This window comes from Streptomyces sp. NPDC085927, assembly GCF_044540975.1.
Lineage (GTDB): Bacteria > Actinomycetota > Actinomycetes > Streptomycetales > Streptomycetaceae > Streptomyces > Streptomyces hirsutus.
Genome location: NZ_JBITSN010000006.1, coordinates 152,997 through 165,965, shown reverse-complemented (window position 1 = coordinate 165,965; position 12,969 = coordinate 152,997). Strand labels below are relative to the sequence as shown.

Here is a 12,969-nt window from a genome sequence, read left to right as displayed (position 1 = left end):
TGAGCAGCGGACCCGCCGCCCAGGACGGGTCGTACGGGCCCTGTCCGGCCGCCAGGGCGGCGCGGGCCCGCTCCTCGGCGAGCTGGTCGGCGCGCTCTGCCTTGCGCTCCTCGCTCCGGCGGCTCACAGCGCCTCCTGAATCTCGTGCGGGACGAGGGTCTGCTCCCAGGGGAGGATCCCGGCGGGCAGGGTGCAGCTGAACGCGGCCGCCTGCATCCGGTCCGCGGGCCGCATCAGCACGCGGGAGGCCGCCGTCAGGTTGCGCACCGACACGTTCGCGTCGGCCAGTTCGGACATGTCGTCGACGGTGACGGTCAGCATCAGCGAGAACTCGACGAGGCCGGCGCCCGACGCCTCCTCGGCCGCGGTCTGTTCCGCCGCGCGCATCTCCGAGGCGGCGCGGGCCTGCACCATGCCGCGGCCGGACGTGGCCATGAACTGGGCGCTGCGCCGGTCGGCCTCGACGATGCGGGCCGACGTGGCCGGGTCGATGGGCCGGTAGACCAGCGCCACCCGCTTGCGGCGGGTGCCGGGAGCCGCCTCCAGCATGCCGCGCAGCACCGAGGACCGGACGGTGCCGCGCGGGGCCAGCGTCATCAGCCAGGTGCGGGACACGCCCGAGTCGTGCTGGTAGCTGCCCACCGTCTCGACGGTCGCGGCCGGGCCGGCGTCCTCCCACTCCAGGCCCGTACCACCGTGCTGGGCGCGGGCGTCGAGGACGTCGGCGGCGACGGCCGGGTCGTAGGCGACCCGGACCACCTCGGCGATCCGCTCCGCCGACAGCGGGTACGCGGCCCCGCCACCGGCCGCGACGAGCCCGCTGAGCAGGCCCGGGACGCGGATGGCCAGGTCGGTGATGACGTCTTCCTTCTTGCGCTTCTGGCCGGGCGGGACGCCGTAGGTCAGGGTGATGTAGGTGTGCATCTCGGAGGAGGCGGTCGGGTAGCGCTCGACGACCTCCTCCATCACGGCGCGGGCGGCTTCCGGCGCGTCGGCGTGGATGCGGGGCAGCACCTCGTGGGCGAGCCGGGTGCCCGGGTCGGGGGCGGTCTCCACGATCACGGAGGCGCCCCGCAGGCTGGGCTCGTGGGACAACCGGGCCAGCCACTCGCCCCACAGCGCCACCCACACGTCGACCTGGTCCGGGTCGACGAGGGAACCGCCGTCGGGATCGCAGCCCAGGACGATCGTGTACAGGTTGCGCGCCGGGTGGTGCAGCACGCCGAACGGCCGGTCGTAGGCGTCGCGGCCCTCGGTCGCGGTGACCTTGTTCAACAGGCCCGGCGGGCGGAACCGGCCGCCCGGCCGGAGCGACAGCGGCCCCGAGACGTACAGGTGCGCGCCCTTGGACTTGCGCTGCCACCAGCCGATCCGCAGTGTCATCAGCTGGTAGACGTTGCGGCCGTCCTGGGTGCGGATGGCCAGCGGCACCAGGAACACGACGACCGGTACGAGCACGACCAGCGCGGCGTACAGCGAGATCAGCGAGGCGAGGAGGGTGATGACGAGCCCGCCGAAGACACCGAAGGTGCCGACGAGCCCGAGGGGGCCGAGCCCCGGTCGCCGTGGTCGGCGCCAGTTCCCGTAGGTCGGGTGGGAGGCGGCTTGTGCGCTCATGAGGGTCTGAACTCCTTTCGGGGAGAGACGGAGGACGGCGGCGGAAGAGGAAGCGGAAGAGGAAGAGGCCGCCGGGCTCCCTCGGGGGATCGGGAGCCCGACGGCCGTCCGGGGACGGCCGGCGACGGGGGGACGTACGGGCGTCGCCGGCCGGCGGTCATTGGTTGTGCCCCTGGCTGCCGTCGGCGTCGTCCACCGCGCCCGAGGCGGTACTGGCCACGACGGAGGCCACGGTGATCGCCGCGCCGGCGATCGCCCCGACGGGCCCGGCCGCGGCGGCCGCCTTGCTCGCCGCACCGGAGGCTGCCGCTCCGCCACCACCGGCACCGGCACCGGCACCGGCACCGGCACCGGCACCACCACCGGCACCCGAGGCTCCGCTTTGGCCGGCACCTCCGCCGCCCGTGCCCTTCGCGCCCGTGGAGCCGCTCGGACCGCCCTTGCCGGACGCGCCGGCGGCGCCGCCGTCGGCGGACGAGGACGAACCGGACGGGCCGGTCCGTCCGTTGCTGCCGCTGCCGCCCGCGATCGAGCGGGCACCGGTGGCCAGGCCGCCGCCCACCGCCGACATGGCCTTGCTCTCGGATGCTCCGCCGAGGGCGGCGGTGGCGGGCACGACGAGCCGCAGCAGGGCGGGCAGCGAGACCGCGGAGAGCAGCATGATGCCGATGCCCGCGATGCGTTCGTGGATCTCGTCCGAGTCCGAGGTGATCAGCACCGAGCCCGCGTACATCACGAGGGCCGCGGCCGGTTTGTACAACAGCCAGGCGATCAGCCAGCCGAGGTGCTTGCGCCACCAGCCGGAGCCCCAGTCCGTCATGGAGGCGGCGGCGGCGATGGGGAGGGTGCCCAGCAGCAGGACCATGACGCCGAGCCGGATGTAGAGCAGGATCGTCTGGATGATGCCGGCGATGAGCAGCAGGAAGGCGAGGATCAGCATCAGGAAGGCCTGGAGGGTGCTCCCGTCGGTGCATTCGCCGATGCCCTTCAGGTGTTCCTCTGCCCCCGCAGCGAACAGATGTTGCGCGTATCTGTCCGAGACTCCGGCCGCCGCGGTCAGGACGGTGGTGGCGGCTGTCGCGACGAGGATGACCCGGAGGATGCCTTTGAGGGCGGTCGTGCCGGCCTCACCACGCCGTTCGATCGCCATCCGGGCGGCGGCGAAGAGCAGTGAGCCGACCGCCAGATAGACCACGACCCACTGTGAGATGGCGTTGATCTTGTCTGCTGGACCGCCGTCTCTCCACGACATGGTCGGGATGGAGGTGACCAGCGACGCGTACACCTCGATCGCGGCGCCCAGGACGAAGTCCGCGACCGCCTGCATGATGGTGCCGATGGGATCGCCCAGGAACTTGAAGAATCCCACCAGGGCATCCAGGACAGGAACCCCTGTATCGCTGCACGACGCCATGTCAGGACTCCCACAGAAGGTAACCGTTGGTGTTCTGCACCGTGCGCACGGAGGAGTACAGGCGGCCGTTGCTGAAGGGCAGGATCTTCCAGTCCCCCCGGTCCCAGCGCAGGTTGACGGTGGCCCCGGTGAAGCCGTCCGTGCCGCGCATGAGCAGGTTCACGCTTGCCGCGCTCTTCGAGTAGGAGCTCACCGAGAAGCCGACGTAGGAGGCGACGGACGTCTGGTCGGCGGTCTCGGACGGTGCGCCCTCGATGGTGCGGCGCTTGAAGACGAACATCTCGCGCGGCTTCCCCGGCAGCACCTGCCGTTCCGCCACGGCCTCCCAGTCGGACATGCCCATCTGGGAGGTGATGACGTGGGCGGCCATCACGGCACCGGTGGCGGTGCGGGCGAAACACCACCAGGGCGTGCCCTCGGTGCGCACCGGTCCGGCCGTCGGGGAGACGGGCACACGCACGGCGCCGAGCCTGCGCCAGGTGATGTCCTCGGGCGCGGACTTCGGACGTGCGTCACCGGCGCTGTCGTCCGTGCGGCAGTCACCGGGCCGGCCGTGCTCGGCGACCGGCCCGCGGCCTGCCGTGGCGCGGGCGGGGTCGTCACCACCGGAAGTCAGCGCGACGACCCCGCCCAGTATCACTGCGGCGGCGAGGAACCCGGCCGACATCTGCCAGCCGCGCTGACGCCAGTACGGGCCGGACTCCTCGGGTTGCCGCTGCCTGCGTGTGAACATCTCGGACGACCGCCGGTCAGTTGAAGACGAACGAGATCAGCGGTCCCGCGGTGGCCACCAGGACACAGCCGCCGAGCACCATGCCCAGACGGCTCATGTGCTCCGAGCTCTCGCCCCGCTTGACGGAGATGGCCATCATCGCGCCGGTGACCAGCACACCGGCCACACCGGCGGCGGTACCGGCCCAGGCGGCTATGCCGAGCACGGTGTTGACCTTCTCCGTCAGCTCCTCCGGGGCCTCCCGGCCGGGGTCGGGCACGTCGGAGGCGAGGAAGACCGATGCTTTGAGAAGGAGTGAGGAGGACATGGGGATCTCCGGAGATTCGGTGCCCGGCCTCAGTGGCGGGCGGGCAGGTGATGAGCGGTGGGAAAGGTGGTGCTGGTCCGGGGGTGGTGGTGCCACCCCCCGGTCACTGGAGCGACAGGTCGCCGAGGAACGCGACGAGCGGACCGGCGCAGGTGGCGAGCAGAGAGGCGATGACGACGAAGAAGACACCGCGGAAGTGCTCGCCGCCCTCGCCCGGATCGCCGCGGCGCAGCTGGATGGACATCTGGATGCCGACGATGATCAGACCGGCGACTCCGGCGGCCGAGGCGCACCAGGCAAGGAGACGGAGGATCGTCATCGCGCCGCCGCCGGCGGTCGGGTCGAAGTCGTCGGCCGCGAGGTGGCTGTGGAACAGCAGGTGGTTCATGAGGCGGTTCCCTCGTGGCGGACTTCGGCGCCCACCAACTGGGCGAGTTTGTTGATCTTCCGGGGCAGCGAGCGCGGTCGGCCGCCCACGCGCCAGGCCGGTATCCACGGCACCCGGTGGACGTGGGCGACGGAGCGGATGACCCGGATGCGGCGCAGCAGGCTGAGCGGCAGCCGGTTCGGGGTGTCGGCGACGAGGACCACGGCCACCAGGTCGAGGCCCTGCGGGGCCTTGCCCTCGTGCAGTGCGCCCAGCGCCTGCGAGACGGCTCTGATGCCCCGCGCGCTGGTCCGGCCGACGATCACGATCCGGCGGGGTTCGCCCTTCGCCGGCTCCGGCCAGCGGGCGCCCACGTCCACGCCGCCGAGGAGCTCGCACAGCGAGGTCGCGCCGGCGCCGCCGTGCGCCTTGACCCACCCGATCTCGTCCGGGGACTTGCCCCGCAGGGGCCTGCGCCGCTTGGGCTCGCCCCAGCCGGCTTCGGCGGACCGGCTCGTGTCGGACCGGTCCGTGTCGGCCCGGTCCGCGGCGGCCCGGCGTACGGATGCGGCCCCGGCGGAACCGGGCGCCTTGGGCGGGCCCGGCCGGGACTTCGGGGCACCGGGAGTCCCGGCCGGGCCCGGGGACTTGACCGGACCCGGGGTCCTGGGGGAGGCCAAAGGCGCGGTCCGGGACGCGGGCGCCGGTTCGGTCCGCTGCGCGGGCCGCGGGGCAGGGCGCGGTGCCGGGTGCGGGCGGGCCGCCGGTGAGGGCTGCTGCCGTACCGGCTGGGCGGTGGCTGGGGCGGCGGGTGCGTGACCGGTCGCGGGACGTGGTGCCGTGCGGTCGGCGGCAGGCGGTGCCTGCGCGGGGGCAGGCCGGGTGGCCGCCGGTTGCGCGGCCGGAGCCGGCGGCGCGGCGGATTGCTGCGCGGGGGACGTAGCGGCGCCCTGCCCCTCGGGGCCGGCCGTGTCCGCGCCGGGTCGCCGGCGGGCGGGTTTCGGTCCCCGTACCCAGCCCTGCGGGTCCGACGGCGTTGCCGAAGGAGCGCCCATGCGCTTCCTGCCCCCCTCTTGCCCTGTGCCTGTGCTGCTCTGACTCATCTGGTTTCCACCGGTTTGAACTTCTTTGTGCCGGGCTGCGTTTCATCCACCGAGCCCGCCGGACAGCACAACGGGCCGACGGGCACAGCGGTTCAAGGTGAGGGGAAGAAGGCACGCGCCGATGAGCGCAGACTCGGAAGACAACGCATCGAACACCGTCCGCAACGTGGCAGCGGCCGGTGTCGGCTGCGGCTGTCTGATGTCGCCGGCGATCCTGGTGATCGGCGCGTGCGTCGTCATCATCCTCGGCGGATTCGGCGTGCTGCTGGCGCCGCTGATCGCCCTGATCCTGCTGTTCGGCGGGGGCGGAGGCAGCGACTCCGCCAACGAGGCCATCGGCCACGAGATCGAGAACGTCTTCGGCGGCGACGGCAAGGAGGAGCTGGACGAGAACACCGTCCCGGACGACCTGGTGGACAGCATCAAGGACGCCGGCGAGCTGTGCTCGGACATCGGCCCGATCGTCATCGCGTCGCAGCTGGAGAACGCCTCCGGTTTCAACGCCGAGATGAAGGGCGCCAACGGCGAGAAGGGCATCTCCCAGCTGCCGCCCGAGATCTTCGAGGAGTACGGCGAGGACGACGACGACAACGACGAGGTCGACGCCACGGACACCGCCGACTCGATCATGGCGCAGGGCCGCTACATGTGCGACCTGGCCGAACAGGCGAAGAGTGCCATCGACGCCAAGACGGTCGAAGGGACCGTTCTGGACGTCACCCTGGCCGCCTACAAGGTCGGCATGGACGCCGTCATCGAGGTGGGGGGCGTCCCGCAGTCGAACGACGCCCTCGGCTATGTGGCCGCCATCCGCGCCCAGTTCGCCAAGTACGCCGGTATAGCCGCCCCGCCCGACGGCGCCACTCCGGGCGTCACTCCCAGCCCCGACGAGTCCGGCGACGAGGGGACTCCCGCCCCATGAGGAGGACAGCCATGACCCACTTCGATGTGTACATCTCCGACGACGGATTCGCCCGCATCGGCCAGGAGCCCGTCGCCCCCGCACCGGGCGAGTCCGTGCACGAGGCCGTACTGGACCATTTGCAGCGGTACGCGGAGCAGTGCGGCACCGCAGTGCAGGCGACCGTGACCGACGGACCGGGCGACGCCCACTTCACCCTGGAGGTCGCGCCGGACGGATCGAGCCGGGTTCTGGTACCGGAGGAACCGGAGGTTCCCGAAGGCCCGACGGACCCGGAGGCACCCGAGGACACCGAAAACCTGGAGGTCTCCGAGGCCCCGGCGCCTGTGCCGCCTCCCGTGGCCGGGTCCGCCATCGCCGCGGCCGTCGCCCGCGCGCGGGCCACCGCCGCCGGCGACACCGCGAACTCGCCGGTCCGGATCAGCATCCCGGCCCAGGCCACGGCTCCCGAACCGGAGCTCGTACCGGGCCAGGAGCCGGCCATGGGGCGGGAGGCGGAACCGCACCCGGCCCCCGAGCCGGAACCGGCACCGGCATCCGACCCACCCCCGGCGCCGACACGCAGGACCACGCGGGGCGTCACCGAGGAACTGTCCGCCCCCGTGGCCGCCGTGGACCTGTCGCCCGAGCTGATCGAACGGATCACCCGGATCAACGCGTTGGCGGCCGTCGGCCGGCTGGACGAGGCGCTGGACGACGCGACCGCGCTGCGCGAGACCATGACCGCCGAGATGGGCGCCGAACACCCCGACGCCCTGGAGGCGCGGGCGATGGAGGCGTACCTGGCGCACCTGCGCGGGGACCACCGGGAGGCCACGGTGCTGGCCCTGTCCGTGGCCCGCATCCTGTGCGGGGCCGGCGACCCGCAGGCGCCGGCGGCGGTGGCGAGGGCGGCAGCCGCGTGGCAACGGCTGGACGACGACCGGGCAGCGGAGATCCACGGCAACGAACTGCTGCACATGTGGGGCAGATTGCACAGCGCCGGCCGCCTGTCCCCGGCGGACGAACACCTGGCCCACCAGGTCCGCATCCAGCTGGAGGACCTGACGGCCTACGTCTGACCGGCCCGTTGCACGCCGCCGTACAAACCCGTCGTGCAAACCCGTCGTGCAAACCCGTCGTACGACCCCGTTGTACGACGCGTATATCCCACGTCAATGAAGCGTCGAACGAGCGTCGAACACGCCTGACAACACTCCACTCCGCCGGAGGTTCCGGCTCTCCTCTCCGTCCCCACGGCAGGGAGCCGGCCGTCCCAAGGAGCAGGAGCACACCATGAACGTGACGGTGATCGGATCGGCAAGCGCGGTGTCGCCCGAGGAACGGGCGCTGAGGGACCTCTACCTGGACCACGGCCCGGCCCTCTACGCGTACGTGCTGCGCATGCTGAACGGTGACACCCACCGCACGGAGGACGTCATCCAGGAGACGCTGCTGCGCTGCTGGAACAAGCAGACCCTGGCGGACGGCGAGGGAATGGCCGTACGCCCCTGGATGTTCCGCGTCGCCCGCAACATCGTGATCGACGCACACCGCACGAAGATGGCCCGCCCGCTGGAGATAGGCGGCGCGACCTGGCTGACCGAACTGGGCGCCGAGGCCGACGACATCGAGCGCATGCTGTCGTCCATCGTCCTGCACGACGCCCTCCAGGCCCTGACGCCCGCACACCGCGAGGTCCTGGAGGCCACCTTCTTCGCCGACCGCACCACCCAGCAGGCGGCCACCGCCCTCGGCGTCCCCCAGGGCACGGTGAAGTCCCGCGTCTACTACGCCCTGCGCAGCCTGAAAACAGCCCTGGAAGAACGCGGCATGCACTGACCGCCTGACCGCCGTCACGCGTGCCCGCCAGGTCGGGGCGCCGGACGGCACGGCTCTCAGGCCGGCAGGCATTCAGGTCCCCGGCCACGTCTGGATCGTCACGGCCTCTCCTCGGACGCGTTGATCCGCGGCGGGGCGGGCGGGGCGGAGGACGACCCGGCGCAGGGGGCGGTCAGTACGGCGACTGCCTCCGGGCCGGCGTCTCGGCGGTCACACCGTCGCCGTCGCCGTCGCCGTCGCAGGGACGTCCGTGCCGGTCCACCGGAGGAGTCCGTACAGCAGTTGTGTCGCGCCGGGCATGAAGCGTGAGCCGTGGTGGTAGACCGGGTCCATCGTGGTGACGATCAGGCGGCCCGGGGTGGAGACGCGGTCCTCGTAGAGGAGGACCTGCTGGGTGGCGGGGTCGCCGTCCCGCTCCAGGACGGTGTGGACGAGCGGTGTCGCACCCGCCGGGGGAGCCAGCAGCCCGTGGTAGTGCCACCGGACGGAGCGCTCGGTGAGGAACTGCCAGGCGGCATGGTCCTCGGCTGCGCGGCGGACGCCGTTGTCGCCGCCGGGGGTGCGCCACCACCAGAAGTCGGTCTCGGCGGGCCGGAGGCCGCGCAGGCCGGGGAGCCAGCCGGTGATGTCGTTCTCGCCGAGGACGACGACTGTGCCGCCGTGTTCGGCGACCGTCAGCAGCGCGGGGGCGGCCTTCGCGAGCAGGCCGGGGTGGAGGCGGTCGGAGACGATCAGGGTGTCGAGGCCGTCGAAGTCGGCCTCGACGGCCTCCGGAAGGTAGATCTCGCGGGGGCGCCAGAGGCGGACTGCGGGGTCGGCGAGTGTGGTGAGCTGGGAGAACGAGCCGCCGTGGAGGAAACCGAGGTGGGTCATCAGAGGGTGCCTTCCAGCCATGCGAGGAGCCGCGGACCGAGGTGCCGGGTGGTGCGGTCGGGGTCGCTGAAGCCCATCAGGTCGTTGCCGGCATGGGCCATCACGGCACCGTCGCCGAGCGGGTGGACGATGTCGATGGGGAGGGCGTGCGGGCCGATGCCGTTGATCACGGTGCCGCCCTCGGGGACCCGGGAGTGGTACCCGCGGCCGTAGAAACCGGCCACGCCGACCCGGGCGAGCTCCTCGCCGGTGGGAGTACCGGGGACACCGGTGCGGTAGAGCAGTTCGTGGAAGTCGACGCCCTCCCAGACCGGATGCCCGGTGACCGGGGTGATGCGCAGGTCGGCGGGCCCGTGGTGGTCGATGGCCCGCCAGGGGGAGAGCCCCGGGAGGAAGGGGCGCACCACATGGCCGTTGACCAGGACGCGGCCGCCGGAGCGGACGAATTTCTCCAGCAGCGCCGAGCGGCGCTCCAGGAAGATCTGGTCGCAGTTGAGGGAGAACATCAGGCCCTTGACCTCGCCCGCCTCGAGGAGTTCCTCGTCCAGGTCGTAGAGGTCGACCGAGTCGAAGGGCTGGTGGGTGGCGGGCGTCCCCGGACGGGGGGACGGGTCCATGGTCACGTACATGACGGGGGTCATGCGGCGGCCTCCTCGGGGGAAGAGGTGAGGGAATCGCGGGTGGGGCCGAGGTCGGGGACGACCGTGACGCGTGGTCCGCGCGGCCCGTCGACGACGGCCGTGGCGACCGGGAGGCCGTACAACTCGCCCAGTGCGTCGGCGTCGAGGAGCTGGGCGGCCGGCCCGGTGCGGACGTCGTCGGGGCCGAGGACCAGGACGGCGTCGTCGGCGAGGTGCAGCGCGTGGTCGGGGTGGTGGGTGGTGAGGACGATGCCCAGTCCGCCGACGGCGAGTTCCTGGAGCAGGGTCAGTACCCGGGCCTGGTTGCGCAGGTCGAGTGCGGAGACCGGCTCGTCGAGCACCATCACCCGGCACTGGGCGGCCAGCGCGCGGGCGATCAGCGTCATCTGCTGTTCGCCGCCGGACAGTTCGGCGTAGGAGCGGTCGGTCATGTGGGCGATGCCGACGCGTTCCAGGGCCTCGGCGGCCAGTTCGCGGTCACGGCGGCCCGGTGTCGCGTACGCCTTGAGGTGGCGGGAGCGGCCCATCAGCACCATGTCGGCGACCGAGTAGGCGAACGCGGCACTGTGCGACTGGGGCACGTAGGCGACCGCCGAGGTGGTCTCGACGCTGCCCTCGACGGGGGCGGTGAGTCCGGCGAGGATGCGCAGCAGGGTGGACTTGCCGCGTCCGTTGGGGCCGAGGACGGCGAGGACGCGGCCCTCGTGGGCGGTGACGTCGACGCCCCGGAAGACCCACCGGTCCTTGCTGTAGCGGTGGCCGAGACCCCGGCCGGCGACGGCGGGGCTCGTCGGTGGGGCGGGGGAGATCACGGGGATCACGGGGACCACATCCGGTTGCGGGACTTGGCGAGCAGGACGACGAAGAACGGCGCGCCGATGACCGCGGTGAGGATGCCGAGCGGCATCTCGGCGGCGGTCACGGTGCGGGACAGCGTGTCGATCACGGTGAGGTACGCGCCGCCGATGAGGAACGCGGCGGGCAGTTGCACCCGGTGGTCGCTGCCGGTCCACAGGCGGGCCAGGTGCGGGACGACCAGGCCGACCCAGCCGACCAGGCCGGCCACCGCGACCGCGCCCGCGGTCATCAGGGCGACGGCGCAGAGCGGCAGCCCGCGGGTGAGACGCGGTGGGACGCCGAGGGCGACGGCGTCGTCGTCCCCGAGGGAGAGCACGTTGAGCCGCCAGCGCAGGGCGAGCACCACGGCGGCGCCCAGCAGGACGGGGAGGGCGGCGGTGACGACCTTGGCGTAGGTGGCGGTGGCCAGGGAGCCCAGCAGCCAGAAGACGATCGACGGCAGTTCGGACTCGGGGTCGGCGACGTACTTGCCGAAGGAGACCAGTGCGGTGAAGAAGGCGCCGGTGACGGTCCCGCCGAGGATGATCATCAGGATCGGGTTGCCCCCGCCCAGCCGCCCGATCGTCATCACGATGGCCAGGGCGAGCAGACCGAAGCCGAAGGCGCCGCCGACCACGAAGAACGAGCCGAGCCCGAGGAGCAGGGCCAGCACCCCTCCGAACGACGCGCCGGAGGCGACCCCGATGACGTCGGGGCTGACCAGCGGGTTGCGGAAAACGCCCTGCAGGGCGGCGCCACCGAGGGCGAGCGCGCCACCGACCAGCAGGGACAGCAGGACGCGGGGGAGGCGGACGTCGAGGACGACGGTCTCCTCCGTGGGGGTCCAGGTCTGCTGGACGGGGAGGACCTGTCCGGCCAGCAGCCGCAGCATCTCGTTCGGCGGGACGACGTAGCGGCCCAGCGCGAGGGCGGCGAGGGCGACGACGAGGGTGGCGAGGGCGAGGACGAGCAGCCGGGGGAGGGGCCGGCGGGCGGCTTTCCCCTCACCGGTGGCCCGGACCGCCGCCACGGCGTCAGGCGCGGAAACCGGCATAGCCCGCGCTCTTCGTGTTCAGCTTCGTGCGCAGCACCTCGTCGGTCTCGGCGGCGGAGATGCGGTAGCCGTAGAGACGGTCGAAGGTGTCCTTGACGCGGGCGCGCAGGCCGTTGCGGGTGGCCAGTTCCGGGTGCAGGACCTGGGCGGCCCAGCGCCACATCAGCGGGGACTCGCAGCACGGCGGGTCCCAGCGGTAGCCGCCCAGCGGCACCTTGTAGACGCGGCGCTCGCGGACCGCACGGACGTCGGCCAGCTTCTTGTTGCCGTAGACACCGGCGGGTTCGGCCTCGTCGAAGGCGGAGAGGAGGATCACCTCGGGGTCCCAGGCGAGGATCTGCTCGACGGAGACCTGCGGGGCGTCGGCGGAGACGTCGTGGGCGACGTTGACGCCGCCGGCGATCCCGGTCCAGTGGGTGACGTAGTCGGATCCGGTGGCGGTGGTCCAGCCGTCGGAGGCGGTGCGCAGGTAGAGGACCTTCTGCTTCTTCTTCGCGTACGGGGCGACCAGCTCGCGGACCGCGGCGTCCTCGTCGTGCATCCAGTCGAGGATCTCGGTGGAGCGGTCCTGCTTGCCCAGCAGGGTGCCGAAGATCCTGATCCAGGTCTCCATCATCTCCTGGGTGCCGTAGGTCAGGCCGATGACCTTGAAGCCGGCGTTCTCCAGGGGGGCGATGACCTCGTCGCCCATGTCGCCCCACTGGATCACCACGTCCGGCTTGAGTCCGGCGATGGTCTCCACGTTGGGCACGAAGTCGGACCCGGCGATGGTGGCGGTCTTCCTCGACGTCGGGAAGAGCGTGCCGAAGATGCCCTCCTTGTTCGCCTGGAGGGTGGACTCGTTGATGCCGACCAGACGGTCGTAGGAGCCGTCCACCGCGGCGATCATCGAGGGCGACGGAATGATCGCGGTGGCGATCCGCCGCACCGGACCGTCGAAGGCGGTCTTCTTGCCCCGCTGGTCGGTGAGGGTGAACCCGGCCCCGGCCCCGGCTCCGTCCCCGTCCCCGGAAGCGGCCGCGGCGTCACCCTCCACGGCCTCGCGCGAGGAGCAGGCGCCGAGCGCGCCGGCCCCGGCCAGGGCGGCGGCTCCCACACCCAGGCCGCGCAGGACGGTGCGGCGGGGGGTGTGCGGGGCTGGGAAGGCAGCTGGCATGATCCATCTCCGAACGAAGGTTAGGTTAGGCAACCCTAACTTAGACTATGCGGAGCGTTGCATTCCGATTCGGGGGCCCGTCTGCGCTCTCGTCGCGGGGCCGGACGCGATCTGCCCGGCACCG

General features: G+C 72.3%; 14 protein-coding genes. 3 read left to right on the top strand and 11 right to left on the bottom strand.

Annotation, left to right across the window (positions count from 1 at the left end):
* Positions 1-123: 123 nt before the first annotated feature.
* The 6 genes from ACIF80_RS18020 to ACIF80_RS17995 all read right to left on the bottom strand — a co-directional run bounded on the left by ACIF80_RS18020 (position 124) and on the right by ACIF80_RS17995 (position 5,118).
* Positions 124-1,617, bottom strand: coding sequence for an SCO6880 family protein (locus tag ACIF80_RS18020; RefSeq protein ID WP_399805592.1), 1,494 nt, complete (start codon positions 1,615-1,617; stop codon positions 124-126).
* Positions 1,618-1,774: 157 nt separating this feature from the next.
* Positions 1,775-2,986: a hypothetical protein gene (locus ACIF80_RS18015; protein ID WP_399805590.1), complete on the bottom strand. Its 1,212-nt coding sequence runs from the start codon at positions 2,984-2,986 to the stop codon at positions 1,775-1,777.
* Between the two features lie 46 nt (positions 2,987-3,032).
* Entirely contained in the window at positions 3,033-3,764 is a 732-nt protein-coding gene (locus ACIF80_RS18010; protein WP_399805588.1) for a hypothetical protein, read from the bottom strand.
* A 16-nt stretch (positions 3,765-3,780) separates the two neighbouring features.
* The gene (locus ACIF80_RS18005) at positions 3,781-4,071 is read right to left on the bottom strand and encodes a hypothetical protein (RefSeq protein ID WP_399805586.1); all 291 of its coding nucleotides are present in this window, start codon (positions 4,069-4,071) and stop codon (positions 3,781-3,783) included.
* 103 nt (positions 4,072-4,174) lie between these two features.
* On the bottom strand, positions 4,175-4,459 hold the full coding sequence (locus tag ACIF80_RS18000; RefSeq protein WP_055596326.1) for a hypothetical protein: 285 nt from the start codon (positions 4,457-4,459) through the stop codon (positions 4,175-4,177).
* Positions 4,456-5,118: a DUF6668 family protein gene (locus ACIF80_RS17995; RefSeq protein WP_399805584.1), complete on the bottom strand. Its 663-nt coding sequence runs from the start codon at positions 5,116-5,118 to the stop codon at positions 4,456-4,458. Before ACIF80_RS17995 ends, ACIF80_RS18000 begins: the two co-directional genes overlap by 4 nt.
* A gap of 544 nt (positions 5,119-5,662) precedes the next feature.
* Between ACIF80_RS17995 and ACIF80_RS17990 the strand changes: the two genes are divergently transcribed.
* The 3 genes from ACIF80_RS17990 (at position 5,663) to ACIF80_RS17980 (ending at position 8,284) form a co-directional block, all read left to right on the top strand.
* The gene (locus ACIF80_RS17990; RefSeq protein ID WP_399805582.1) at positions 5,663-6,463 is read left to right on the top strand and encodes a lytic transglycosylase domain-containing protein; all 801 of its coding nucleotides are present in this window, start codon (positions 5,663-5,665) and stop codon (positions 6,461-6,463) included.
* Positions 6,464-6,474: 11 nt separating this feature from the next.
* Positions 6,475-7,524: a tetratricopeptide repeat protein gene (locus tag ACIF80_RS17985; protein WP_399805580.1), complete on the top strand. Its 1,050-nt coding sequence runs from the start codon at positions 6,475-6,477 to the stop codon at positions 7,522-7,524.
* A 214-nt stretch (positions 7,525-7,738) separates the two neighbouring features.
* Complete coding sequence (locus ACIF80_RS17980) at positions 7,739-8,284, top strand: sigma-70 family RNA polymerase sigma factor (protein ID WP_399805578.1); 546 nt, start codon at positions 7,739-7,741, stop codon at positions 8,282-8,284.
* Between the two features lie 210 nt (positions 8,285-8,494).
* On the opposite strand, the gene ACIF80_RS17975 is transcribed toward ACIF80_RS17980, so the two are convergent.
* From ACIF80_RS17975 to ACIF80_RS17955, 5 genes are read right to left on the bottom strand one after another with little or no spacing between them, the layout of a single operon-like run.
* Complete coding sequence (locus ACIF80_RS17975) at positions 8,495-9,157, bottom strand: hypothetical protein (protein ID WP_399805576.1); 663 nt, start codon at positions 9,155-9,157, stop codon at positions 8,495-8,497.
* The gene (locus ACIF80_RS17970; RefSeq protein ID WP_399805574.1) at positions 9,157-9,798 is read right to left on the bottom strand and encodes a hypothetical protein; all 642 of its coding nucleotides are present in this window, start codon (positions 9,796-9,798) and stop codon (positions 9,157-9,159) included. Before ACIF80_RS17970 ends, ACIF80_RS17975 begins: the two co-directional genes overlap by 1 nt.
* The gene (locus tag ACIF80_RS17965; RefSeq protein ID WP_399805572.1) at positions 9,795-10,619 is read right to left on the bottom strand and encodes an ABC transporter ATP-binding protein; all 825 of its coding nucleotides are present in this window, start codon (positions 10,617-10,619) and stop codon (positions 9,795-9,797) included. The genes ACIF80_RS17970 and ACIF80_RS17965 overlap by 4 nt, the downstream gene beginning before the upstream one ends.
* The gene (locus ACIF80_RS17960) at positions 10,616-11,689 is read right to left on the bottom strand and encodes a FecCD family ABC transporter permease (protein ID WP_399805570.1); all 1,074 of its coding nucleotides are present in this window, start codon (positions 11,687-11,689) and stop codon (positions 10,616-10,618) included. Before ACIF80_RS17960 ends, ACIF80_RS17965 begins: the two co-directional genes overlap by 4 nt.
* Positions 11,670-12,845, bottom strand: coding sequence for an ABC transporter substrate-binding protein (locus ACIF80_RS17955; protein ID WP_399805568.1), 1,176 nt, complete (start codon positions 12,843-12,845; stop codon positions 11,670-11,672). Before ACIF80_RS17955 ends, ACIF80_RS17960 begins: the two co-directional genes overlap by 20 nt.
* Positions 12,846-12,969: the final 124 nt, after the last annotated feature.